A 24,484-nucleotide genomic window follows, 5' to 3' on the forward strand; every position below is an offset into this window, starting at 1 on the left:
GGGGTTCCGGCGGCTGGGGCGGCATGCACCCTGTTCCTAGGTTGATGAGCGACTCATTCGACGTCAACTTCTGGGGGCGAAACGCCATGAGGCGCAATCTCGCGGCACGCATCGGCGTGTGGAGCGCACACCATCGCAGGACGGCCATCCTCGGCTGGCTGCTCTTCGTCGTGCTCGCCACGGGCATCGGCGGGGCATCCGGCATGGTCGAGATGACCGACGCCGAGAACGCCACGGGCGACTCGGCGCGGGCCGAGCAGATCCTCGACGACGCCGGCCTCGCCCATCCCGCGGGGGAACTGGTCATGGTGTCCGCCGCGAAGGCGGGCGACTGGCAGGACGCGGCCCGTGAGGTCTCCGCCGCCGTGGAGCGGACCGGCGAGGTCCGGAACCTCGCGGCGCCGATCCCCTCCAAGGACGGCAAGGACGCCCTGATCACCTTTGACATGAAGGGGGACGCGGCGACATCCGCCGACCGGGTGCAGCCGGTGCTCGACGCCGTGTCCGGGGTCCGGGAGAGGCGGCCGGACATCACGATCCATCAGTTCGGCGAGGCCAGCGCCGGGAAGTGGCTCGGTGACCTGCTCTCCGAGGACTTCAAGAAGGCCGAGTTCACCGCCGTACCCCTGGCCCTGGGCATCCTGCTGGTCGCCTTCGGCGCCGTGGTCGCGGCCCTGCTGCCGGTCGGGCTCGCACTCACCGCCTGCATGGCCGCCTTCGGTCTGCTGTCGCTGGCCAGCCACCAACTGCACCTCTTCCAGACCACGTACTCCGTGATGTTCCTGATGGGCTTCGCCGTCGGCGTCGACTACTGCCTCTTCTACCTGCGGCGCGAGCGCGACGAGCGGGCCGCGGGGCGCGACGCCGAAACGGCGCTGCGGATCGCGGCGGCGACCAGCGGCCGGGCCGTGCTGGTCTCCGGACTCACCGTCATGGTCGCGATGGCGGGCATGTTCCTGTCCGGACTGATGCTGTTCAAGGGCTTCGCCCTGGCCACGATCACCGTCGTCCTCATCGCCGTGCTCGGCTCGGTGACCGTGCTTCCCGCGCTGCTGTCCTGGCTCGGGGACCGGATCGACGCGGGGCGGGTGCCGCTGCTGAACCGGCGCTCCCGGCGGGGCGCGCGGGCCAGTGGCTCCTTCGCAGGCACGATCCTCGGGCCCGTCCTGGCCCGGCCCAAGGTCTTTGCCATCTCCTCGGTCGTCGTCCTGCTGGCCCTGGCCGCGCCCGCCCTCGGCATGAAGACCGAGTCGCTCGGCCTGGAGAAGCAGTTCGGCTCGGACTCGGAGCTCTCCGTGGCGTACCGGAACATCGAGGAGACGTTCCCGGGCGGCCCCGCCCCCGCCCTCCTCGTGATCGAGGCGGACGATATCGACTCGCCCGAACTGCGCAAGGCACTGGCCGAGTTCGGCCCCGACAAGGTGACCGTGCACCGGGCGCAGAACGTCGCGGAGATCGAGGTTCCGCTGCCGGACGGCAAGGCCGGCCTGGCCGAGCTGCGCGACAAGCGGGTGCCCGCCGCCTTCGACGGGACGGGTGCGCAGGCATACGTCACCGGGGAGCTGGCGGGGTCCGTCGACTTCAACGATCAGCTGAAGCGCGGCATCGTCCCCGTCTTCGCGTTCATCACGGCGGTGACCTTCCTGCTGATGCTGTTCTGCTTCCGCTCGTACGTCATCGCGGTGACGTCGATCCTCCTCAATCTGCTCTCCGTGGGCGCCGCATACGGAGTGATGGTCGCCGTCTTCCAGCACGGCTGGGGCGCTTCGCTGATCGGCTCGGAGGGGGTAGGGGCGATCGAGGCATGGATGCCGTTGTTCGTCCTGGTGGTGCTCTTCGGCCTCTCGATGGACTACCACGTGTTCGTGGTCTCCCGGATCCGCGAGGCCCGGCAGAGCGGTCTGGACACCCGGGCGGCCATCGACACGGGCATCCGGCGGACGGCGGGAGCGGTGACCGGTGCGGCCGTGATCATGGTGGCGGTGTTCGCGGTCTTCGGGACGCTGTCCATGCAGGACATGCAGCAGATGGGCGTCGGCCTCGCCGTTGCGGTGCTGCTGGACGCCACGATCGTACGGATGGTCCTGTTGCCCTCCGTCATGGCGCTGCTCGGCGAGCGGAACTGGCGGACCCCGCGCGGACTCTCCAGGCTGCCGAGTCCGGACCACGGTGAGGCGGAGGCGGCGGGCGCGGTGGCCGAGCCGGTTCCTGCCGGACCTGGGATCCACGGCTGACGCCCCTAGGAAGAAGCCCTGGCCCACCGGGTACGACCGGTCGGCCAGGGCTTGTCGCGTGCGTCCCCGGTCAGGGGGCGTACTTGTAACCGACGCGTCGCACCGTCTGGATCGACCGGCGGTGCTCGACGCCCAGCTTGCGGCGCAGCCGGGCGATGTGGACGTCGACGGTGCGTCCGTCGCCCACATGCCCGTAGCCCCAGACGGTCGTCACCAACTGGTCGCGGGTGTGCACCCGGTGCGGGTGCGCCACGAGATGGGCGAGCAGCTCGAACTCGAGGAACGTGAGGTCGAGCGTGTTCCCGTCCACCACCGCGGTGCGCTGCACCGTGTCGATGCGCACCGGACCGGCCGAGGCCGGCGTCGCCACCGGCTGCGGCACGATCCGCTGGGCGGCGGCCGCGGCGACGGCGGGCTGCTGATCGGCCGGTACGAGCACCAGGTAGCCGATCATCGGCGGTTGGCCCGGCAGCGCCGGAAGGGTGTGCTGCGGTGCGGGCAGCCAGGTGGCGCCCGGCGGGAGGAAGTCGGCCACATCGGCCAGCTGGACGACCTCGTCGGGGTCGACGGCGCGCAGCCGGTGGCGGTTGGGGGAGACGGAGCGGGCGGAGGGTGGGGCCGCAGCGGTCGCCGACGGTGCTGCGGTGACAGCGGTTGCGGCGGAGAAGGTGCGAGTGTTCGCCATGAGGGTCAGCTCTTTCGCGCGAAGGAGTCGTCGAGGGACGGACTTGCGTCGTGCGCGCGGACCGAAGACCGGGGTGAGCGGCTTTAGAGGGCCTGCGCGTTCCTCACGCGACAACACACCCGGTCGAAGTCGTGGTGCTGACGAGAAGGCCAGAACGGCTCGAGGTCGCTGCGACCCGGCGCAATGTACTGGAAGCTGGCCATGCCCCTATTAGACCAGACAAGGCGGCGCCGCTGCAGGTCTCTCACCCGTCGATACGGACCCTTTGCCTTGCGTTCCTCACCTCGCACCTCACTTCGTGGGCCGCCCCTCGTGCTGTCCGGACCGTCTCGGCAGCAGGCGAGATGTTCCCGGTGGGGGCCGGGTACGCCGAAGGGGCATCCACCGTTTCCGGCAGGTGCCCCTTCGTACGGAATCAGATGCGGATCAGATCTGGTCGGCCTTCTCCAGCGCCGTGCAGCAGGTGTCGACGATCAGCCGCGTGACGACGTACGGGTCGACGTTGGCGTTCGGGCGACGGTCCTCGATGTAACCCTTCTGGTCCTGCTCGACCTGCCACGGGATACGGACCGAGGCGCCGCGGTTGGAGACGCCGTAGCTGTACTCGTTCCACGGGGCGGTCTCGTGCAGACCGGTCAGGCGGTCGTCGATGCCGGCGCCGTAGTTCTTGACGTGGTCCAGCGGCTTCGAGCCCTCGCCCAGCGACTCGCACGCGGTGATGATGGCGTCGTAGCCCTCGCGCATCGCCTTGGTCGAGAAGTTGGTGTGCGCGCCCGCACCGTTCCAGTCGCCCTTGACCGGCTTCGGGTCCAGGGTCGCGGAGACGTTGAAGTCCTCGGCGGTGCGGTAGAGCAGCCAGCGGGCGACCCACAGCTGGTCGGAGACCTCCAGCGGGGAGAGCGGGCCCACCTGGAACTCCCACTGGCCGGGCATGACCTCGGCGTTGATGCCGGAGATGCCCAGCCCCGCCGTCAGGCAGTTCTCGAGGTGCTTCTCGACGATCTCGCGGCCGAAGATCTCGTCGGCGCCGACACCGCAGTAGTAGCCGCCCTGCGCGGCCGGAAAGCCGCCCTCGGGGAAGCCGAGCGGCCGGTGGCCGTCGAAGAAGGTGTACTCCTGCTCGATGCCGAAGATCGGCTCCTGGCCGGCGAACTGCTCGGCGACCGGCCGCAGGGCCGCACGCGTGTTGGACTCGTGCGGCGTCATGTCGATGTTGAAGACCTCGCACAGCACGAGCACGTCGTTGCCGCCGCGGATCGGGTCCGGACAGGAGAAGACCGGCTTCAGTACGCGGTCGGAGGCGTGACCCTCGGCCTGGTTGGTGCTGGATCCGTCGAAGCCCCAGATGGGCAGCTCCGCGACGCCCTGGGAGGCATCCCCTGCCATGATCTTCGTCTTCGAACGAAGCTTGGCGGTCGGCTCGGTGCCATCGATCCAGATGTACTCAGCCTTGAACGTCACGGAAGCCATCCTTTGCGGGTGCTGCGATGCTGCGGTCTGCGGTCCAGGTCTCTGCATCGCAGCTTCGCAAGACGCGATTTCCCGTCCGTTGCCCGAGTGTGAACCCCGTGTTACCGAGGTTTCCTGCGTTATACGCGGGCGTTGAGGAGGCTATGCGCGGGCCTTGAGGAGCGCCTCGAAACCGGCCGCGCGGATCCGTCGTACCAGCTCGTCCGTGGTGGTGCCCAGTGCCGCCGCAGCCGCCGCGAGTTGCCAGTCGGCATCGGCGAGTGTGTGCAGCAGATGTCCGCGGCGCACCTGTGCGTCGGACAGCCGGAACGTCTTCAGGTAGGCGACCTGCCCCTTGTGGTCGGTGATCGTCTCACCGATGTGCTGTCCGCCCCGGTTCCGTACGAACGGCGGCAGGAACCGCCAGAGAGTGAACGGCCCCATCCGGTGGACCCGGTCGAAGGCGTACGAGGTGTCCAGCAGTTCGCGCGCGAACAGCGCGTCGTGCGCCTCGCTCCACTCCCGCTCCTGCGCCTGCGCGGCCGCCCGCAGACCGGCGAGCGTCCGCAGCTGCCCGCTGTCGCGGATCCGCGCACCGAACTCCGGCACCGGACCGCCGTAGAGCGCGTACTGGTGGACCAGTTCGCCGTACAGATCCTGGACGAGCGAGGCGTGCAGAAGCCGGTAGTCGTCCGGGCGCGGCAGAACGAAGGCGGCGGCGAGCGCGTCGGCCGCGTACACCATCACCCCGCACTGGCCGGGATGGATCTCGAAGACCCGCAGCGCGTCGTCGAGCCCGCGCACGGACCACCCCATGTACGCGTCCTCGGCGCGCGGCGAGAGCCCCTCGCGCAGCGCCTGCCGCGACCACTCCTCCCAGGCGACGGAAGGGCCGCCGAAGTGCAGCGCGAGATAGCCCTCCAGGGCGAGATGGAGCGGCAGGAAGCGCAGCCGGTCGCCGGGCTGACGCTTGGCCATGCGGTGGTGCCGGTGGCGCGGCAGCGTCACGGTCCGGGGCGGGACGGGGCCGCTGTCGGCGAGCTGCGTACCGTACGCGGCACTCCGCGCCCCCGCACGGTCCGGCTCGGCCCGTGAGCCCGACCAGTCCGCGACCAGACCGTGCGGGATGTACGAGGTGTAGTGCGACCGTGGTCCGACGTCGACGACGCTGCTACCGGAGCCCGGGCCGGGGTCGGTACCGAAGCCCCGGTAGACCTCCTGATGCAGCCGAAGCCCCTCGACGGGCGCCGCGCGCACCAGCGGTACCAGCCGGATACCGCCCCACACCTGGGCGGGCCGGACAGTGAGTCCGGTCAGTTCGAGCCTGTTCACCGCTCTCGCCCTCCTTGTCCGTCCGTCCCACCGCTGTTCACGAATCGTGCGACCTGACGGTCCAGATAGGCGTGCAGTGCCGCCGGCCCCGTACGCCCCTCCGCGAACTGCGCGATCTCCACCAGCGCGGGCAGATCCTCGGCGTCGCGGATGCCGGCGGTCGGCACGCTCGGCGCCAGCCGGCGCACGTCGAAACCGTCGGCTTCGTATACGGGGTTCAGATGGACCGCAGCAGTGCGCCGGTGCGGATCGATCCTGGCCCGCCACACCCGCAGCACCTCGCCCGCAAGCCCGGCCGGCGCGTTGTCCCAGCCGTCCGACACGATGACCAGCCGGTCCGGCCCGTGCTCCAGTGCGTCCAGAATCCGGGTGCCCAGCGGGGTGGGGCCCCAGGGCCGTACCAGAAGCGGATCGTTGCCGCCCGAGGTCCACAGCGGGGTGTACGCACCGGGCGCGGCCAGCGCCTCCAGCAGAAAGTGGCAGGCCAGCGCCACGGCCAGCGGACGACGCCGCTTCTCGCCGGACCCGGACGACGAGTAACTGTCGTCCAGCACGGCGGCGACCCGGCCCCAGCTCCCGGCATGCGGACCGGCGGCGCGGCGGGCAGCGGTACGGAGCGCCCGGGTCAGCCCCGCGCGGTGGATGCTGCGGCGCTCGAAGTCGAACGTCAGGACGTACAGGGCGAGCCGGGTCAGTGGCATCGCGGCCGGATCGACCCCGGCGGGCAGCGTTCCGCTGTCCGTGGTCCGCTGCTCCTGGGTGCGCAACCGCTCCAGCCGCGTCATGCGCGGCACCATCCGTTCCAGGAACGCGTCTCGCCTCATCCCGTGTTGCGCCGCGAAGCCCTCGGCGACGCTGAACGGCAGCTCGTCGACGGCCCCCTGCTCATAATGGGCGCGGCGCCAGGCGTCGAGCAGCCGATGCCGGTAGCGCGGAGCCCGCCCGGGCCGGAACAGGAAGTCGCCGAGCTCGCGCGGTGCCTCGGAGGTCCCGTCGTCGAGGGGGAGGTGGACATGCCGGGCGGTGGTCTTCAGCCCACTGCGGTACTTCACCGCGTCGTGGGCCAGATCCGGCCGACACGCCAGCCAGTCACGCATGATCGCGCGGGTGCGCCGGTTGTTGACCTTGGCGTCACGCAGCGCCCGGAACAGCCGGTAGACGCGCTGCGGAGGAAGCTTCGCCAATCGGGCCGCGATCAGCCGGCCCTCGGTGCGCTTCTCCTCAGCGGTCGCCTCGGCGGCGGTCTCCAGCAGTCCCCGCACGATACGGACGGCGTTGTGGTCATTGATGTCGAGGGCCAGCGAAGCGGCGTACACCTTGCGGTAGTTGACCCGTACGTACTCGTGCAGGAAGTCCAGCGAGAGCTGCTGCTGGTACGCCTCCGAGTGGAACTCGCGCTGTCCGGTCCCGGTGATCGCCGCATTGACGAAGAGGAGCACGTCCTCGGCGGCGACGAGGTCGGCGTACGTGTCCGTGTCGGTCATCCTCTTCCCCCCGTGACGTTCCGCCGCCGGGTGCGGATATGCGGAAGCCGGCCGGGGAATGGGGGCGCGATCAGCGAAATCACTGCTTCATAGGCAAGTCCCGGAAGTCGCAGCCGGAGTCCCGCGGCCGGCTCCGCCAACGTAACCGCGGACCGTCGTACGCCGCCACCCGATATGCGGACCGGGCAGACTGGTACCCATGACGACACCACCCGCTGCCCCTCTGCGTATCGGCCTTCTCGGTACGGGCCCCTGGGCCCGGAACACCCAGGCACCCGCCCTCGCCTCCCACCCCGGCGTCGTACTCAGCGGTGTGTGGGGGCGCCGACCCGAGGCGGCGAACGCGCTCGCCGCCGCCCACGGCACCAAGGCGTACACCGGTGACGCGGGCGTCGACGAACTCCTCGCCGCGAGTGACGCCGTCGCGTTCGCCCTGCCGCCGGACATCCAGGCCCCGCTCGCCGCCCGCGCCGCGGCCGCCGGATGCCACCTGCTGATGGACAAGCCGGTCGCGACGACGGTGGCCGGGGCCCGCGAGGTCGCCGAGGCAGCCGACCGGGCGCAGGTCGCGTCCGTCGTCTTCTGCACGATGCGGTTCGCCCAGCCGACCGCGGCATGGATCGCCGAGCAGGCCGCGCGGGGCGGCTGGTTCACCGCCCGCGCCCAGTGGATCGGCGCGCTGTACGCCCCCGGAGCGGAGAGCGAGTACGCGGCCTCGCCGTGGCGCCGTGACAAGGGAGGCCTGTGGGACGTCGGGCCGCACGCGCTGTCGGTCCTCCTCCCGGTGCTCGGCGATGTGACGGAACTGACCGCCGCCCGCGGCCCCGCCGACGCCACCCATCTGATCCTCCGCCACACCTCCGGTGCGTCCAGCACGGTGACGCTCGCGCTGGACGCACCCCTCGGAGCGGCGGGCACGGAGGTCGAGTTCAGGGGCGAGGCAGGGGTCGCCACGCTGCCGGGCGGGGGCGACGCGGTGGGTTCGTTCCGCGCGGCGGTGGATGCGCTGCTCGATGCGGTACGTACGGGGGTGCCGCACCCCTGCGACGTACGGTTCGGGCTGCGGCTGACCGAGCTGCTGGCCGAGGCGGAGGCCGCCGCGCGTTCCTGAACCGCGAGGGGTGCCGGGCGTTGCCGTGTCTCGTACCGCACGGCACCGCCCGGCCCGGGCTCGTCAACCCACGCGCTCGATGCGAGCGCGGCGGATCAGGAACTTGCCCGGTTCGCGCACCTGCTCGAACGCGGCGTTGTTCAGCAGGGCGCAGCTTCCGGAGGGTGAAGTGACCTGCACAGTGGTGGACTTGTTGTTGTCGAGATTGGTCACCTTGAGCTGGGTGCCGACCGGGAACTGATTGCTGGACGCGGCGGGGGCACCTCCCTCGCCGGACAGCGTCACGGTCGATCCGGCACAGACGGCCTCACCGGTGGTCTGCCCCCCTCCGCCCGGCGGCGCCGGGGCCGCGGGCGCGGATGCCGGTGTGGAAGCGGCTGCGGACGTGGCGGGATCCACGACCGCCGATGCCTCCTCACCGCACCCCGAGGCGGCCTGCTGGCGCCGGATCTCCGCGATCACGGCTTCCCGGTTGGCGATCCGCGCGGCCGACTGGGCATCCGGATCGGCCCGCTGACCGGCGATGAACTGCTCGTTGTTGCCGAGCGCCGTGGTGAGTCCGGTGCAGACGACCGACGAGGCCCGGTCAGCCGGTGGTGACTGCGCGGCCTGGCTGGTTCCTGCCACCACGGCAGCTGTCCCACCGGCGAGTGCGGCGGCCCCGACCAGCAGGGCGAGCTTCTTCTTGCGGCTGAGGGTCTTCTTGCGTGACACGTAGGGCTCCTGTCCCCGGCCGGAACACCTGATGTGCTCGGGCCGGATGTGGTGCGTGTGTCCCTACGTACGAGTAACAGGCGCGTTCGTTTCAGCCGTCGCGCGGACGTGCCCCTCTGCCGCCGCCCTGCCGGTCAGGGAATGGCGGTGACCGCCCGGTGCGCGGCGGACAGGAAGCGCCGCACGGCAGCCGTCTCGCTCTCGTCGAAGTCGCGCAGCACCGCGACCGTGTTGTCGATCAGCGGCCCGAAGAAGGACCGGCCCAGCTCGACCGCCCGCGGGTCCACCGTCATCAGCACCCGCCGCCGGTCGCGCGGGTCGCGGGTGCGGGTGAGGTGACCGAGCCGTTCCAGTCGGTCGATGACGGCGGTGGTGCCCGCGGAGTTGAGCCCGAGCTGCGCACCGAGCCATCCGGCGGTCGCGTCCGTGCCCGCCCGTTCTGCGTCGAGCAGGCAGATCAGGGCGCGTACGTCGGTGGGGTGCATGCCGTGGCGGCTCGCGAACTCGGCCTGGCGCAGCCCGAATTCGACACTCACCTTGCGCAGCAGATGGACGATCTCCATTTCGGGACTCTGCTCGCTCATCGGTCCGCCTCCCTTTATTATCTCGTTGAGCGAGATAATATCCAAGGGCACCCATCTGGGAGGCACCTCATGACACCTACGTCATCCGGATCATCCGCGGTGGCCGCCACCGAGGCGTTCCTCGCCGCCTACGACGAGGTCCTTGCGGTCAAGTGGCCTGCTGGAACGACCCACTCCGAGGCCCTCACCCCGTACGGCACCACCCGTGTCAACAGTTGCGGCCCCGAGGACGCCCCGCCCCTGATGCTGCTGGCCGGCGGCGGCTCCACCTCCACCGTCTGGTACGCCCAGGCCGCCCACCTGGGCCGCAGTCACCGCGTCCACGCCGTCGACCTCATGGGCGACCCGGGCCGCAGCGTGGTGGGGCAGCGTCCGATCCGTACGGTTCCGGACCTGACGGCCTGGCTGGACGCAGTGCTGGACGCCCTGAACATCGCATCGCCGGCACTCTGCGGCCATTCGTACGGAGCCTGGATCGCGCTCCACCACGCACTGCACGCACCCGACCGTATCCGGAAGCTCATTCTTGTGGATCCGACCCGGTGCTTCGCCGGATACCGCCCCGGCTATCTGCTGCACGCACTGCCGATGCTGCTCCGCCCCAACGCTCGCCGCACCCGCGCCTTCATGAGCTGGGAGACCTCCGGCGCACCGCTCGACCCGGTCTGGCTGCACCTGCGGGACACGGCTGCCGGCTTCCCGTCCGCCCGGCCGGTCACCGGCCCCCGCCCCGCCCCCGAGGCGCTGGCCGCCCTGAACGTACCGACCCTGCTCCTGCTGGCCGAGAACAGCAGGGCGCACGACATCGCAGCGGTCGCAGCCGCCGCGGCCCGGCTGCTCCCGCACGCGCGGACGGCGACGATCCCCGGCGCCACGCACCACACACTGCCGCTGCACGCCCCGGACGCCGCCGAACTCAACCGCAGGATGGAGGAGTTCCTGTCGGCCGGGTGCTGAGCGACGCCGCCCGGATCAGCGCCCCAAGGCGTCCCGTACCGCTTCCTCCGTGCGCGCCACGACAGCCGTGCCGTCCTCCGCAGTGATGATCGGTCGCTGGATCAGCTTCGGGTGCCCGGCGAGCGCCGTGATCCACCGCTCCCGCGAACCGGCCTCGCGCGGCCACTCCTTGAGCCCGAGCTCCTTCGCGTCCGCTTCCTGCGTCCGCGTGATGTCCCACGGCTCCAGCCCGAGCCGGTCGAGCACGGCCCGGATCTCGTCCGGCGACGGCACATCCTCCAGATAGCGGCGGACGGTGTATTCGGCTCCCTCCGCATCGAGCAACTGCACCGCGCTGCGGCACTTGGAACACGCGGGATTGATCCAGATCTCCATGGGGCCCACGATACGGGAGGGAGGCCGCGAAAACCCTTCTGGCCAGGGGCGATTGTCAGTGGTGGGCCGTAAAATAGGGGTAGTTCGTGAGGGTTCCACGACCGTGCCAGGAGGTTGCCCATGGCCGTTGCCGCAGTCACGACCAAGCCGCTCCACAAGCCCCTGCAGAAGAAGCCGCTCCCCGCGGGCCGGCCCCGCGAGTGGTACATCTCGCACAACCGCCGCCTGAAGGCCATGCGCCTGGCGATCGCCCTGCTCGACACGGGCGTCTATTACCCGTCGAGCGCAGACAACGACAAGATACGCACGACTGCCGAGCGCATCGGCATCCATCCGCCGTCCGACACGACCTGCCGCATGGTCCGCGCCCTGATCCGCTACGGGCGCTGACGGCCCACAGCCGGCGGACCGAAGCCTGTGCCCCCGGACCTCGCCCGGGGGCACAGGCACGTACACCCCGCGACACCGGCGCAGCCGTCGCCACCTTCTGCGGGCCTCCTGCCGTCACCCGATCGACGTGCGCGGCATGCGGGCGGCCCCGCCTCCGCCTTGACTGGGACGGATCCGTGAGTGCTGGGAGGCGCGATGACAAGGCGATCCGTACGAGGCGTGTGGGCCCTGCTGCTGACGGGGGTCGTGGCATCGGCTGCCGCCGCCTGCACGGACGACGGCGGCAGCCCGTCCGGCACGGTGTCCAAGGCCGCATCCGCCGTCGCGTCCGTGGCGGCCTCGGCGTCAGCTGCCGCGCAGGAGAAGCTCGAAGGCTTCAAGAACGGCGTGAATGCGGGCAAGGACGTCAAGGCGGGTGCGGTGACTGAGCAGGGCGGCCGCGCCACCACGAAGATCACCGTGACGAACAGCACCGACTCGGCCAAGTCGTACATCGTCCAGATCAACTTCCGGGACCCCGGCGGCAATCTGCTGGACTCGACCGTGGTGACGGTCGACGACGTACAGCCGGGCACCCCCAAGGACGCCACGGCCCGCAGCAACCGCACCCTCGCCGGCGACGTCACCGCCGAGGTGGGCAGGGCCCTGCGTCACTGACAACGAGCAACGGGAGCGGCGGCCACCGAGTGCCGTCGCTCCCGTTGGCGTCCCGCATGGCCAGGGAGGACGCGACCAGGCGGCGGAATGTGGGGGCGGGATCCCCGGACGACGGGTCGTCCTCCCTCAGGCGCCCGGGGTCGCGATCTCGCGCTTGAGGATCTTGCCGGTGGCGCCCTTGGGGAGCGCGTCGAGCAGCCAGACCTCGCGGGGGTACTTGTAGGGGGCGACCTGCCCCCGTACGAACTCCCGCAGATCGTCTGCGGTGGCCTCGGCGCCCGGGAGCAGGGCCACGGCGGCGGCGACCTCCTGGCCGAGAGCGGGGTGGGGGATGCCGATCACCGCGGCCTCGGCGACCGCGGGGTGCTCGTAGAGGACCTCTTCGATCTCGCGGGGGTAGACGTTGAAGCCGCCGCGGATGATCAGGTCCTTCTTACGGTCGACGATGAAGTAGTAGCCGTCCTCGTCGACGGTGGCGAGGTCACCGGTGCGCAGCCAGCCGTCGAGGATGGTCTCGGCGGTGGCCTCGGGGCGGCCCCAGTAGCCCTTCATGACGTTGTGGCCGCGGACGCAGAGTTCGCCGACGCCGTCCTTCTCGTCGATCAGGCACAGCTCGACGCCCTCGATCGGGGTGCCGATGGAGCCTGCCTTGCGCGGGCGGTCAGGGTGGTTGAAGGAGGCGACCGGTGAGGTCTCGGACATGCCGAAGCCCTCCAGTACGGGACAGTCGAAGGCGGCCTCGAACCCGTGCAGGACCTCGACGGGCAGCGAGGCACCGCCGGACGCGCACAGCCGCAGCGAGGAGGCGTCGTAGCCGCCCGGCTGCTGTGTGTGTGCGGCGAGTATGGCCGCGTACATCGTCGGCACGCCCTGGAAGACGGTGACCTGCCGCTGCTGGATGGTCTGCAGGGCCAGGGCGGGGTCGAAGCGGGGCATCAGGGTGAGGCGGGCGCCGGCGGTCACGGCGGCGTTCATGGCGCAGGTCTGGCCGAAGGTGTGGAACAGCGGCAGGCAGCCCAGCAGGATGTCCTCCGGGCCGAGCCGGAACAGCGACTTCGTGATCTCGGAGTTGCGGACCAGGTTGGCGTGGGTGAGCTCGGCGCCCTTCGGCACTCCGGTGGTACCGGAGGTGTACAGGATGACCGCGGTGTCGTGCTCCTCGCGGGTCCGCACGGGCGTGGGGACCGGGTGGGCGGCGAGCAGGTCGGTGAGCGAACCCGGCCCGACCGGGACCACGGTGGCGGCGCTGTCCGATGCCCCGGCGGTCGCCGCGCCCACCGCCGACTCGTGGGCGAACAGCAGCACCGCGCCCGAGTCGTTCAGATAGTGGGCGATCTCGCGTGCCTTGAAGAGCGGGTTCATCGGCACGACGACGGCGCCGGCTCGCAGCGTGCCGTAGTACAGGGCTGGGAACTCCAGCAGGTTCGGCAGCATCACGGCGATCCGGTCGCCGGGGGTGACGCCGCGCGCGGTGAGCAGGGCGGCCACCCGGCCGGCGAGCGTGTCGAGTTCGGCGTAGGTCAGCGACCGGTCGCCGAGTTCGACGGCGATACGCGTGCCGTGGGTGGCGGCGGTGCGGCTGAGGAGGTCGGCGAGATTCACCTGAGGCCTTTCGTTTCTGGTGCCGTGCACGTCCCGGTCGCCGCCGCGGGCGGTGTCGACCCGGGCCGGGCGAACAGCCGGGCCGTGTCCGGCTCGGGTGCGGAATGCGGGACCGTCAGCCGCGCAGCGCGGAGACGAAGACGGCCGGCAGCTTGGCGATGCCGGGCGCGGCGGTGAAGCGGGTGACGCGTTCGATGGTCGTACGGGACGTGCGGTTGGTGACGAAGTACGGCGGGCGCGGGGACAGCGACGGGGAGCCGGTGAACAGACCGCGTGGAGTGGGGGCGAAGGGCGCGCGCAGCACGGTCTTCTCGATGTCCTCGAGCATGAAGGCGTTGTGGACGAAGCCGATGCCACTGCCGATGTCCTGGCGGGTGTGGCCGGGGTGGGCGCCCCACGGGGTGTAGCCGAGCAGGAATCCGATCGCGGACCAGCAGTTGACGCCGAGGGTTCCGTAGCGCAGCTCGGCGACGGCTGTCTCCACGGCGGTGCGGTGGGCGTTCTCGGTCCTGGGGTGGACGATGAGGGTCGCACCGAGTGTGCCGGGGAGTTCGTCGTTGGCGAAGTCGACGGCGTGGCGCAGGAATTCGGCCGGGGTGTCGCCCGGGAGCCGTACGACGCCGAGGGCGCTGCCGAAGATCTCGTCGGTGATCAGCATGTCGTCGTGGTCGGTGATGTCGGGGACCAGGATGCGGCAGTCTCCGTCGCCGTGGGACTCGGCCTGCGGGTGGGCCTCGAGCACGGCGCCGAGACGCTGGGCGGCGCCGGGGTAGTAGTCGGTGCGCGGCGGCAGTGCGCGCAGCACCCGCCGGATCTCCTCCAGCAGCCGCTCGGTGCCGTCCCACTCCCGGGGCAGGACCAGGATCTGGCTGGCGATGCAGTTGTGGCCGGAGTTGTTCATCTTGCTGGTGACGATGTGTTCGGCCTGGAAGCGGAAGTCCGCCGCGCTCCAGGGGCCGGGGGTCACGATGCAGGGGCTGACCCCGCCCAGCTCGCTGGAGAACGGCTTTCCGATCAGCGGCCTGTCCTCACGGCGGCGCTCGGCCGCCTGCTCGTCGGTGCCCCACACGATGGCGTCGTGGGTGCGGTCGCTGCCGGTGACGTGGATGGTGTCCACACCGTCGTGGGTGGCCAGGTAACTGCCCTCGGCTGCGCCGCCGTCGATGAAGCGCACCCAGCCGCGCTCGACGAACTCGGCGAAGACGTGCTCGAAGTGCGGGCGGAGATAGGCGTTGACCGGGTTCATCTTCGCGACGACGACCTGGCCCTCGGCGTAGAGCTTGTGGAGGATGTCGAGCGCGGTGATGGCCGCGACGTTGCCCGCACCCAGGACCAGGGCGACGGCCGGGCGTCCGGGCCGGCCGCGGTACTCGCCGGCGGCCCGGTCCCGTACCCGCTGTGCGGTGATGCCTGAGCGCATCCACACCTGGGCGGTGAACCCGTTGAGCAGCAGGGTGTCCCATCCGGTGGCGGGGAAGACGTCGACCCGGGTGCGGCCGTCGCGCACGTGCACCGCTCCGGCGTCGACCGGTTCCTTGCCTGCCGCGATCCGACGCAGCACATGCAGGCAGGCACTGACGTTCTGGGCGAGCGCCCATGGGGCGCCGATCCAGTCCTCGGCCGCCCATGGGGAGTCGGGTCCGTATCCCTTGGCGCGGGCGCCGGCTGCGGCCATGTCGGCGGCGCTGTCGGCGATCCGCGGCAGCAACCGCTCCAGCAGCGCGATCCGTTCGGCGATCGGGGTGGTGGTCCACGACGCGGCTCCTTCGCGCAGCTCGGCGAGGGCCTGGTTCAGTGGTTCGGTGTCGATGGCAGGGGCGGTCACAGGTGCGCTCCTAGGGCAGCAGAGGTGGTCGGGCGGGATCAGACGTCCAGACGAGCGGTGTCGCGAGCCGGGTCGATCAGGGTGAAGGCGGCGAGCGCGCCCAGCAGCAGCAAGGCGCCGGAGAGCACGACGGCGGTCTGGTATCCCGCCGCGCCGTGGCTGTCGACCAGAGATCCGACGACGGCGGGGGCGATGAGGCCCGCGGTGGTCACGGTGGCGTTCATCGTGCCGAGGGCGCCACCACGCCGGGCGGGCGGGGCCAGCTCGGCGACGGTGGTGACCGCGACGGTCGGGAACGCTCCGCCCAGGCCGAAGCCCACCACCAGCAGCGCGGTCTTCGCGCCGGCACCGTCCACCAGCGGCAGGGCCAGGCAGGCGGCCGCACCGAGCAGCAGCAGGCTGCCGCCGACCCGGCCACGCGCCCAGCGGCTGCTGACTCCGCGGCGCATGAGCCAGCCGGTGAGCGCCGCCTGGCCCAGCAGCACCAGGGCGCCCATGGCCCAGGGCAGGGCGACGAGCTCTCCGGAGGCGGCGGCGGAGTGGCCGAGACCGTTGCGCAGGTAGGAGGGCATCCAGACGAGCATCAGCGCCACGCACCAGTAGCTGGTGAAGTACGCAGCGGTGGTGCCGATCCAGGTACGGCTGCCGAAGATCCGACGGTAGGCGGGCTTCGCTGCGGAGTCGACGGACGGTGTCTCCGCGGTGTCGGTGCGGTACGTGCCCTCGGCACCGAGCACCGCCCAGAGCAGGGCCCACAGCGCACCGGCGGCCGCGACCACCCAGAGGGCGGCGCGCCAGCCGTGGTGGTGGATGACCCAGGTCAGGCCGGGGGCGGCGGTGATCACGCCGAGGGTGACGCCGAGGGTGACCAGCGCCCCGGGGAGGTTGCGCCGGTGGTTGGGGAACCAGGACAGCGCGGCCTGCTGGGCTACGGGGAAGGCGGGACCCTCCGCCGCGCCCAGCAGGATCCGTGAGCCGATCAGTACGGCCAGGCCGCCGCCCAGGGCCGCGGGCGTCTGCGCCACCGACCAGAGCACCGCCATGGTGAGCAGCAGCCACTTGGGCCGCACCCGGTCGGACAGCAGACCCACGGTGGCGGCGGCCACCGAGAACAGCAGGAAGAAGGCGCTGTTGGCGAGCCCGAACTCGGTGGCGGACAGACCCATGTCCGCACGGATCTCGTCGGCCGCGAGGCCGAACACGGACTTGTCCGCGAAGTTGACCATCATGAAGACCACGAGCAGGCCGGTGACGATCCAGGCGCGGGCGCCGGAGCTGCGGTCTGTCGGGGACTCGGTCTTTCTGGGTGCGGTGTCGGCGGCGGTCACGGCGGTCCTCCGGAAAAGGGGCGCTGACGAGGGGGTGGGCACGCGAGGAGGCGGGGCGGCGCCGTGGCCCGTGAGCGGGCCCGCCGGGGCGGATCGCGGCGCGCGGGGCCTCAGGAGAGCGGGACTCCCGCGATGGCGATCCGCTCCATGACACGCCGCTGCGGGTAGTAGTCGTTGATCGCGTAGTGCTGGACCGCGATGTTGTCCCAGATCGCGACGGAGTCCGGCTGCCAGCGGAAACGCACCTGGAACTCGGGGATACGGGCCTGGAGGACGAGCTCGTCGAGCAGCTCGCGGCTCTCGGTGTCGGACAGGCCGACGATCCGCGTGGTGAAGGGCTCGTTGACGTAGAGCACCTTGCGTCCGGACTGCGGGTGGCGGACGACCACCGGGTGCTCCACCGGCGGCAGCGTCTCCCGGAACCGGGCGACCTGCTCCTCGGTCATCAGCGATCCCCAGCTGGGCACCCAGTCGTGCACCGCCGTGAGTCCGTCGATCCGGGCCTTCATCGACTCGGAGAGGTTGTCGTAGGCGACGGCCATGTCCGCCCACATCGTGTCGCCGCCGGCCGGCGGCACCTCGACGGCGCGCAGTACGGAACCCAGGGCGGGCGCGGCCATGAAGGAGTGGTCGCTGTGCCAGATGTTCTCGCTGCCGACGGTCATGGCGTCCTTGGCCAGCCGGGAGACACCGACGGTTTCGCCCTTGGGGAAGAACGGGTTCACCTCCGGCTCGCCCCACACCGCTGCGAGCGCGACGTGGTGCTCGGAAGCAAAGCGGGGCTGGTCACGGAAGAAGATCACCTTCCACTCCAGCAGTGCGTGCCGCAGCTCCTCGGCGAGGCCGTCACCGATCGGCTGCGAGAGGTCGACACCGCTGACCTCGGCACCGATGTGGGGGGTGAGCGGGCAGATGCCCAGAATCCGGTACTCCGTCTCGGCGCTGCCGGGAGCGGTGCGCTCCAGAACGCGGCGCCCGTAGTGCATCAAGGGCTTGTCGAGGGCGGGCTTGGGGGTGGCGACGTCTGCGGCCATGGGTGCTTCCTCCACGGTGAGGATCAATTCGATACCGTGAGTATCGATATTGGGGCATGCCATGGCAAGGGTCTTCGTCCATCGATTTCACGACCGCGGAGAGATCCGGCTCCCGGTCAGTGCTGCACTCCGACGGCGCGACCGACGAGCTCGACCACCGACTCCACCAGGTGGCTGTCCGGCAGCTCCTGCTCCGCCACCAGGCGGAACACCAACGGCGCCGCCACCATGGTGGCGGCGGCCCGGACGTCGGTGTCCGACCGCACGTCCCCGCGCACGATGCCGCGCTCCAGGATGCGCCCGGTCTCACCCATGACCCGGTTGATGTACGCCTGGTACGCGCTGCGTCCGGCCCCCGGGTCGGCCGCAGCGCTGAGCACTTCTGCGATCAGACGGTTCATCCCGGGCACCCGGTACACCTCCACACGAGCGGTGAGCACGGCCCGAAGCTCGGCGCGGAAGTCCCCAAGGTCCGGGATGGACAGGGGGCCGACGCGTGACTCGGCGGCCGCGATGATCAGGTCCTGTTTGGTGGGCCAGCGCCGGTAGATGGCCGGCTTGCTCACCTCGGCCCGCACGGCCACGGCGTCCATCGTGAGCGCGTTCATCCCCTTCTCCGCGACCAGCGCGAGCACCGCGTCGAGCACCGCGCGGGTGACCCGCTCCTCCCGGGGGCGCCCCGGCCCTCGTGCTGCGTCCCGAGTCTGCTTTTCGACCATGCTCCGACCCTATGATTTCGCCCCGCACGCCGACCAGGCCGGTCCTCGATCGCGTCCGGGGAAGGAGCCGGACCGGCATGCACACAAGCGGTGAGGGCCGCCCCGTAGAGACACGGCCGACGGAGCCGGGCTCGGCGTTCACCTGTTCGGGCTAGCGGGCATCGCAGCGCACGCCATGCGTTCCTACGATGGGAAGGAACGTGGTGCGGTCATCCGTTCGGGACACACCCGGCAGACCGGGCCCGCGGGAGGCAGCCATGCGCCTCATCGGAATGCCCGCCGTCGCAGGAGCCGTTGTGCTGGCATTGTCGGCCCCCGCTGCGATGGCCACCGACGGCGCCGACCCCGTCGCCACCGTCAGCCCGAACACCGCACAGCCCGGCCAAACCGTGCAACTGACCTTGCGCAACTGTGAGAACCCCGGGGAGGGCGGGCTTGCCGAGGGCCCGCTCGTCGGCGGCGAGACCACGGCGAGATCCCCCATCGGCATCACGGAGCTCAAGGCCGGCGCCGACGGAACGCTCGTCGGCGCAGCCACCATCGAGAATGCCGAGCGCGGAACCACAGGGACCATCTACCTCGCCTGCAACTCGAACCCGGACAAGGTCGTCGAGACCACCGTCACCATCACACGCTGACTGATGCGTCGGCTTGGTACCTGAAATGCTGGGCAGCGTTTCCTCGTCGGCTGCGGGACCTCAGCCGGCAAGGAACTGGGCCGTGCAAAGCAAGACATCCGATCGTCGCCTTGTCGGACTCCGAAACACAATCAGATGCAGTCCTGTGAATTAAGTTCTGTGTACGTGGTTACCTGAGGCGAGGAATTATCGAAGCAGAGCTGCTCACAGGCATCCGCACTGTAGCGTCTGGGTGAATTCGCTTCTCCGTCCACTGCGATGGCGGGGTCCTGTGCTCGCCATCTCCCGGCATTGCCGACCGCGAGAGAAAGGTCCTGAAGCGGCCTGCCGGCGGTGCGGCAGGTCGGGATATCGCCGCCGAGTTGAACATCACTGGAAACGCAGTACATTCGTATCTGGATCGGCTGCGTAGGAAAGAGCGGATCTCACCGAAGGGCCAGATCCGGCCCGGCTCGCGCTGCGCCAATGAGTCGGCGGTTGTGCCCAAAGATAAGACCAGCCATTCTTCCCCTTGATCTTCTGAGTTAATCCAGACAAGCCTTGTTTATCGACCATGGGAAGAAATGGCGTCAACGGTACGTCTCCGCTTCGCACAGCGGCCGCGCGTCAGTGCGCTCAGGTGCAAGCTTCACATCACCGCTCTTCGGGGTGATGACCACGAAAACGTGCACGACTTCCAAAGCAGGATCACCCAATTCTCGCGAGGCCGATCATGAAGAATCCGATATGGCAGAGCATCGGTGTCACGACAGCCGCTTGCTCGACGGTAGGCGGGTACGGCATCGCAAGCGCCCAATCCAGTGGCGCGTCCGCACAGGCGGTGCAGATCCATGCCCGCGGTGCAGCCACCTACCCGCATCTGGTTCCGGACTGGGAATGCCATGCAGCCGCCTGATGTCAGGGAACCGGGCGAGGAACTGCCGGACCCCGCGCCGGACGGACAAGCTCCGGGAGGTGCGGGTGAGGGGGCCGGGTCGCCGGCGGATCATGCCGGCAGACGGGGCGGGATGTCCGCTCTCTCACCGGTATCGGTGATCATCATCGTGCTCTCGGTGGTGGGCGTCGCGGTCGCGGCTGTCGTGCACTCGGTGATGCTCTTCCTCAATATCGCCCCTTTGAACACCGTCTCCCAGAAGCACGCCGCGGGCCTCAACAGCTACATCTATCCCGAGTTCGCACAGGACTGGAAGCTCTTCGCCCCCAACCCGACGTCGGCAAATACACATGTGCAGGCTCGCGTGAAGGTCCTGATGCCCGACGGGGCCCTCAAAACTACGGGCTGGATGGACTTGACCGCGATGGACGAGACGTGGATCGTGCACAACCCTCTACCCAGCCAAGCGCACCAGAACCAACTTCGCGGCGCCTGGAGCAACTACGTCTCCACGCTTGATGACAAGGGCCGTCCGGTCGGCTTGTTCGGAAACCTGATGCAGCAGTACCTGTTGCGCATCGCCGCCCAGCGTTTTGGACCGCACTACGACGGCGGCACCGTGCAACTCGTCCAGCTGCGCTCTGCCAGTACGCCAATCGCGGCGCCTTCGTGGAGCAATCAGTACGTCGACACCACGACCGGTTATTTGGTGGAGCCGTGGTGGACCGTCAAGGCGGAGGACTTCAAGTGACCGCATACTCTCCGGCCACGTCCGGCCGCGAATCCGTACCGCCCCCTCACGCCCGGCTGTGGCGCCGTATCGGCGCCATTATCGAGCGAGGCTTTACGCGTATCACCAGCGGTGTCATCGCGCCGTACCAGTCGGCCGTCATCCGGATCGGCTTCTCGCTCACCTGGCTCGCCCTGCTGTTGCGCGAGTGGGTGCACCGCAACCAGCTCTACGGGGCGGACAGCCCTTGGAGCTGGACCATGGCCCGTGAATGGAATGCCACAAACCACGGCTTCACCATAATCTTGTGGCATGACGGCCGGCTGTGGTTCGAGATCGTCTACGTGGCGGCGATCGCCTCGTCGGTGATGCTGCTCCTCGGCTGGCGGACCCGTACCGCCTCGCTGCTGTTCATGATCGGTGTGCTGGCGCTCCAGAACCGTACCCCCTTCGTGGGGAACGGCGGCGACAATGTCATCCACATCATGGCGATCTACCTGGTGTTCACGCGCTGCGGCCAGGTCTGGTCCTTGGACGCGCGGCGCTCTGCGGACGACCGCGACGGCGGCCGGGACGGCGGCCGGGACGTGGTCGGGATTGTCATGTGGGCGCTCTTCACTGCCGTGCTCACTCTGGTCACCGCACTGGGCAAGCTGAGCACGGGCTGGGCTTTGCTGCTCTGGGGCTTCGTCATCGCGCAGATGGCTTGGTGGTTGGTGCGGAGCTACGCTCCCGGGGAGCCCCGCACCGTGATGGAGATGGTCGGCAACGTGGTGCACGCGGGTGCGATGCTCGTGGTCGCGGTCCAGGTCTGCCTGATCTACTCGAGTTCCGGCTGGTACAAGATCCAGGGCTCCCTTTGGCAGGATGGCACGGCGATCTACTACGCGTTGCACCTCGGCAACGTCACCCCGTGGCCCGCTTTGTCCCATACCGTCGCGAGTAGCGGCCTGATCGTCCTGCTACTGAGCTACGGCACGGTGATCGTCGAAGTCGCCTTCCCCTTCACGCTTTTCAACAGCCGTGTGAGGACGGTGATGGTCGCGATCATGATGTCCATGCACGCGGGCATCGGGATTCTGCTCGGTCTCCCTTTCTTCACGATGGCGATGATTGCGGCGGATTCGCTCTTCCTCCCGACCGCTGTTCTGCTCTGGCTGAGCGACGGCATGACGCGCGCAGTGCGGTGGACGCGAGCCGTGGTGCCCGCACCACCGGTAGCCCAAGAACAGACCGAGCCCGTCCGCCGCGCGTGATGGGGGATCAGCAGTACCCGCCGCCGGTCGCCCTGATCCGCTACGGCCGCTGACGGCCGACGATCGACAGTTGACGCACCCGAAGCCTGCGCCCTCGGAGACCCGGGGGCGCAGGCGCGTACACACATACGCTCAGAAACCTCCAACTCACCGGCGACCACCCCGACGGCCGACGGCGACGACATCGGCCGGAGGAGCACCACGACCCCTGTTCGGACGACGGGGGCAGCGCCTCCAGCACGGCGTCCGAGGCCGCGTCCGTCGCGGGCGAGAAGCTGAACGGCTTCAAGGAACGGTGTGAACGGGAAGGGCGACGTCAATCCGGGCGCAGTAGCCACCGACCACGAGGGCCGCGCCACGTCGGAGATCGTCGTGACGAATGGAACCGACGCGCCCCAAGGGCTGTCTCGTAATCCCTGGCGGGCGCATGATCCACCAGGGATTACGAGACAGCCCTTGGACAGCTTCACCTCTGCGCTATTTGGTCGTCAGGAGCGATCGAGTTCAGAAGTGGTTGCTCCATTGCTCCCCTCAACCCGGCTTTCGAAGCACGTGTCGCGACGGATCTTGCACTGGGTGGGACTGCCAGGAAAGCGCCGTCAGCTTTTTCTCGGTGCCGGTGCCGGGTTGCGGAGTCTCGAGAATGATCCGCCGGCCTGAGCGGTCGTCGACAACGAGCACGCTCTCTTCCAGCACCATGCGGCCGACAAAGGGGTGCTCCACTTCACGGGTGGTGACGTGGTGTTTTTCGATCTCGTGCTGCTGCCACCATCTGCGGAAGTCCGTGCTGTTCTGGCCCAGTTCGCGGACCAGTGTGGTGAACCATGGTTCGTGGACGTACAGTCCGGTGGCCGCGCGGAACTCCGCCAGCACGGATCGGGCGCTCGGCTCCCAGTTATGAATCATCTCGCGCATGTGACCGCCGAAGAAGAGCCACAGCATATGGCGGTGCGCAGGGGGGACTTTGGCCAGATCACCATAAACATCGGTTCTGGCCTGGTTCCAGGCGAGAATGTTGAAACGGGGACCGAGGGCGACTGCCGGATGCGGATGCTGGCTGTCCAGGATGCGCTGGAGGGTCGGAGGTACGCCGTCCGCGGGTACGTTCGCGCTGGAACGGGTATCCTCGTTCGCCAAGGTCAGGAGATGGTCGCGCTCTTCGGCGTTGAGGCGAAGGGCTTCGGCCAGCGAGTTGAGGACGTGGTCGGATACCCGGATGTTCCGGGCCTGTTCAAGTTGCGAGTACCAGCAGGCGCTGATGCCCGCCAAGTCGGCGACGTCTTCCCGTCGCAGGCCCGGGGTTCGTCGTGATGTTCGTTTGGGAAGGCCGACCTCTTCCGGCTGAAGGGCCAGCCGTCGCGTTTTGAGGAAGTCTGCGAGCTCCGCTCGCCGTTGGTCGTAATTCATCCGTTGTTCCCTCTGCTGAGCGACTATTGCGGATGGTTATTACCGGAGACCTCTACTCCTAGGATAGTCGGTTTCTTGATGCGCGCTCTGCCGAGTGTGAAGCTCCTGCTGGGAGCTGCGTTCGGCCCTAAGGGGTGCTGAGAGGGGCACCGTTCGTGAACGAGCGCCTGCCTTTCGCTCCGGTGGTGGAAGGCGGAAAGTCATGCGTGGCAGGAGGTACCTCACTCGTTGCGTTTGCCGATGAACGTGCCGCTGCAGCCGCCTGGCCGGGCTGTCCGGCGTACACCATGCAGCCAGAGGGGCGCAGGTCTTGCGGGTACGCGCTACGTGCCCACTCTCAGCCGGTTCTCGGCGGCAACAGGGCATCTGACTCGTGAGCTTCTGTGTCTGTGCCGACGAGAGCCGCTGTCCCGACGGTGTGGGGTAGCGGCCCTCGCTGCCGTTTGTGGGATCAAGCCAGGGAGTCGGCCCGGCGGTAATCAAGTGCGGAGGGAGTGCAGGCGTGCCGGAGTGGTGAACCGCGGTTCGTGGACTTAAAATCCGGCGGCCGCGCGGAACTCGGCCGGCACGGATCGGGCGTTCGGCCCCCGTTCTGGATCAGTTTGCATATGCCCGCCGAAGAAGAGGAACGGCATATGCCGGTGCTCAGAGGGATCTTATGCAGATCTCCCTGGGCGCGGTTCTGTCTTGGTTCCAGGCCGGATGTCCGAAGCAGGGGCCGAGGGGGGATTCCCGATACGGATGCTTACTGTCCAGGAGGCGCTGGAGAGTCCGGGCTGCACCTCTGCAGAAGCGCCGGTGCTGGAACGGGATTCCTCATTCGCCGGGGCCAGAAGTAGCCGCGCTGTTCGGTGTTGATTGAACGTCTTCGGTCGGCGAGATGCAGGACGTGGCCGAATACCCGGATGTCACGAGCCTTTTCAAGGCGGGTGTGCCAGCAGGTGCTGATGCCCGCCACAGGCCGTCGGTCCGCTGCGATGCACGTGGTGGAAGACCGATCTCTTCCGTGAGGAAGTCCGAGATCTCCGCTCGCCGTTGGTTGTAATTCATCCGTCATCGCATCTACTGGGCGGCTGTTGCGGAGGGCTATTACCGGAGA

Annotated in this window: 22 protein-coding genes; 9 read left to right on the forward strand and 13 right to left on the reverse strand. The window is 69.3% G+C overall.

Annotation, left to right across the window (positions count from 1 at the left end; translation table 11 throughout):
- Positions 1 to 86: 86 nt before the first annotated feature.
- Positions 87 to 2,234, forward strand: coding sequence for an MMPL family transporter (locus OHB49_RS30030; RefSeq protein WP_329166673.1), 2,148 nt, complete (start codon positions 87 to 89; stop codon positions 2,232 to 2,234).
- Between the two features lie 70 nt (positions 2,235 to 2,304).
- On the opposite strand, the gene OHB49_RS30035 is transcribed toward OHB49_RS30030, so the two are convergent.
- From OHB49_RS30035 to OHB49_RS30050, 4 genes are all read right to left on the reverse strand, one after another.
- Complete coding sequence (locus OHB49_RS30035) at positions 2,305 to 2,919, reverse strand: winged helix-turn-helix domain-containing protein (protein WP_329164092.1); 615 nt, start codon at positions 2,917 to 2,919, stop codon at positions 2,305 to 2,307.
- A gap of 426 nt (positions 2,920 to 3,345) precedes the next feature.
- A complete protein-coding gene (gene glnII, locus OHB49_RS30040) occupies positions 3,346 to 4,380 on the reverse strand; it encodes a glutamine synthetase (RefSeq protein ID WP_030970687.1) in 1,035 nt (344 codons plus the stop codon).
- A gap of 150 nt (positions 4,381 to 4,530) precedes the next feature.
- Entirely contained in the window at positions 4,531 to 5,700 is a 1,170-nt protein-coding gene (locus tag OHB49_RS30045; RefSeq protein WP_329164093.1) for an ARPP-2 domain-containing protein, read from the reverse strand.
- Positions 5,697 to 7,184, reverse strand: coding sequence for a hypothetical protein (locus tag OHB49_RS30050; RefSeq protein WP_329164094.1), 1,488 nt, complete (start codon positions 7,182 to 7,184; stop codon positions 5,697 to 5,699). The genes OHB49_RS30045 and OHB49_RS30050 overlap by 4 nt, the downstream gene beginning before the upstream one ends.
- A 199-nt stretch (positions 7,185 to 7,383) precedes the next feature.
- On the opposite strand from OHB49_RS30050, the gene OHB49_RS30055 reads away from it, so the two are divergent.
- Positions 7,384 to 8,295: a Gfo/Idh/MocA family protein gene (locus OHB49_RS30055; protein WP_030970694.1), complete on the forward strand. Its 912-nt coding sequence runs from the start codon at positions 7,384 to 7,386 to the stop codon at positions 8,293 to 8,295.
- Positions 8,296 to 8,358: 63 nt separating this feature from the next.
- Here the strand turns inward: OHB49_RS30055 and OHB49_RS30060 are convergent, their stop codons facing one another.
- Together OHB49_RS30060 and OHB49_RS30065 are read right to left on the reverse strand one after the other, a co-directional pair.
- Positions 8,359 to 9,009 (reverse strand): hypothetical protein, encoded by a 651-nt coding sequence (locus OHB49_RS30060; RefSeq protein WP_030970695.1) that lies wholly within the window; start codon positions 9,007 to 9,009, stop codon positions 8,359 to 8,361.
- A gap of 134 nt (positions 9,010 to 9,143) precedes the next feature.
- Complete coding sequence (locus OHB49_RS30065) at positions 9,144 to 9,593, reverse strand: MarR family transcriptional regulator (protein ID WP_329164095.1); 450 nt, start codon at positions 9,591 to 9,593, stop codon at positions 9,144 to 9,146.
- A gap of 69 nt (positions 9,594 to 9,662) precedes the next feature.
- Between OHB49_RS30065 and OHB49_RS30070 the strand changes: the two genes are divergently transcribed.
- Positions 9,663 to 10,550, forward strand: a complete 888-nt coding sequence (locus OHB49_RS30070; RefSeq protein WP_329164096.1) for an alpha/beta fold hydrolase — start codon at positions 9,663 to 9,665, stop codon at positions 10,548 to 10,550.
- Positions 10,551 to 10,565: 15 nt separating this feature from the next.
- Here OHB49_RS30070 and OHB49_RS30075 read toward each other — a convergent pair whose 3' ends face one another.
- The gene (locus OHB49_RS30075) at positions 10,566 to 10,925 is read right to left on the reverse strand and encodes an arsenate reductase family protein (RefSeq protein ID WP_030970701.1); all 360 of its coding nucleotides are present in this window, start codon (positions 10,923 to 10,925) and stop codon (positions 10,566 to 10,568) included.
- Between the two features lie 120 nt (positions 10,926 to 11,045).
- Here OHB49_RS30075 and OHB49_RS30080 point away from each other — a divergent pair, with 120 nt between their 5' ends.
- Positions 11,046 to 11,315 carry a hypothetical protein gene (locus OHB49_RS30080; RefSeq protein WP_030926244.1) on the forward strand — a complete coding sequence of 90 codons (270 nt, stop codon included), beginning with the start codon at positions 11,046 to 11,048 and terminating at the stop codon, positions 11,313 to 11,315.
- Between the two features lie 195 nt (positions 11,316 to 11,510).
- A complete protein-coding gene (locus OHB49_RS30085) occupies positions 11,511 to 11,972 on the forward strand; it encodes a hypothetical protein (protein WP_329164097.1) in 462 nt (153 codons plus the stop codon).
- 126 nt (positions 11,973 to 12,098) lie between these two features.
- Here the strand turns inward: OHB49_RS30085 and OHB49_RS30090 are convergent, their stop codons facing one another.
- The 5 genes from OHB49_RS30090 to OHB49_RS30110 all read right to left on the reverse strand — a co-directional run bounded on the left by OHB49_RS30090 (position 12,099) and on the right by OHB49_RS30110 (position 18,480).
- Positions 12,099 to 13,574: a long-chain-fatty-acid--CoA ligase gene (locus tag OHB49_RS30090; protein WP_329164098.1), complete on the reverse strand. Its 1,476-nt coding sequence runs from the start codon at positions 13,572 to 13,574 to the stop codon at positions 12,099 to 12,101.
- A gap of 115 nt (positions 13,575 to 13,689) precedes the next feature.
- A complete protein-coding gene (locus tag OHB49_RS30095; RefSeq protein WP_329164099.1) occupies positions 13,690 to 15,399 on the reverse strand; it encodes an aldehyde dehydrogenase family protein in 1,710 nt (569 codons plus the stop codon).
- Between the two features lie 38 nt (positions 15,400 to 15,437).
- Positions 15,438 to 16,727: an MFS transporter gene (locus OHB49_RS30100; RefSeq protein WP_329164100.1), complete on the reverse strand. Its 1,290-nt coding sequence runs from the start codon at positions 16,725 to 16,727 to the stop codon at positions 15,438 to 15,440.
- 110 nt (positions 16,728 to 16,837) lie between these two features.
- Positions 16,838 to 17,761 carry a TauD/TfdA dioxygenase family protein gene (locus OHB49_RS30105; protein WP_329164101.1) on the reverse strand — a complete coding sequence of 308 codons (924 nt, stop codon included), beginning with the start codon at positions 17,759 to 17,761 and terminating at the stop codon, positions 16,838 to 16,840.
- Positions 17,762 to 17,877: 116 nt separating this feature from the next.
- Positions 17,878 to 18,480: a TetR/AcrR family transcriptional regulator gene (locus tag OHB49_RS30110; protein ID WP_030970710.1), complete on the reverse strand. Its 603-nt coding sequence runs from the start codon at positions 18,478 to 18,480 to the stop codon at positions 17,878 to 17,880.
- Between the two features lie 257 nt (positions 18,481 to 18,737).
- Here OHB49_RS30110 and OHB49_RS30115 point away from each other — a divergent pair, with 257 nt between their 5' ends.
- The 4 genes from OHB49_RS30115 (at position 18,738) to OHB49_RS30125 (ending at position 21,978) form a co-directional block, all read left to right on the forward strand.
- Positions 18,738 to 19,118, forward strand: a complete 381-nt coding sequence (locus OHB49_RS30115) for a hypothetical protein (protein ID WP_329164102.1) — start codon at positions 18,738 to 18,740, stop codon at positions 19,116 to 19,118.
- A gap of 290 nt (positions 19,119 to 19,408) precedes the next feature.
- Positions 19,409 to 19,633 carry a LuxR C-terminal-related transcriptional regulator gene (locus OHB49_RS45890; protein WP_443079677.1) on the forward strand — a complete coding sequence of 75 codons (225 nt, stop codon included), beginning with the start codon at positions 19,409 to 19,411 and terminating at the stop codon, positions 19,631 to 19,633.
- Between the two features lie 315 nt (positions 19,634 to 19,948).
- Positions 19,949 to 20,743, forward strand: coding sequence for a DUF5819 family protein (locus tag OHB49_RS30120; protein WP_329164103.1), 795 nt, complete (start codon positions 19,949 to 19,951; stop codon positions 20,741 to 20,743).
- Complete coding sequence (locus OHB49_RS30125) at positions 20,740 to 21,978, forward strand: HTTM domain-containing protein (protein WP_329164104.1); 1,239 nt, start codon at positions 20,740 to 20,742, stop codon at positions 21,976 to 21,978. The genes OHB49_RS30120 and OHB49_RS30125 overlap by 4 nt, the downstream gene beginning before the upstream one ends.
- A 531-nt stretch (positions 21,979 to 22,509) precedes the next feature.
- Here OHB49_RS30125 and OHB49_RS30130 read toward each other — a convergent pair.
- A complete protein-coding gene (locus OHB49_RS30130; protein WP_329164105.1) occupies positions 22,510 to 23,385 on the reverse strand; it encodes a helix-turn-helix transcriptional regulator in 876 nt (291 codons plus the stop codon).
- Positions 23,386 to 24,484 lie beyond the last annotated feature (1,099 nt).

Origin of the sequence: Streptomyces sp. NBC_01717 (assembly GCF_036248255.1) — a bacterium.
In the GTDB taxonomy this organism is placed as follows: Bacteria; Actinomycetota; Actinomycetes; order Streptomycetales; family Streptomycetaceae; genus Streptomyces.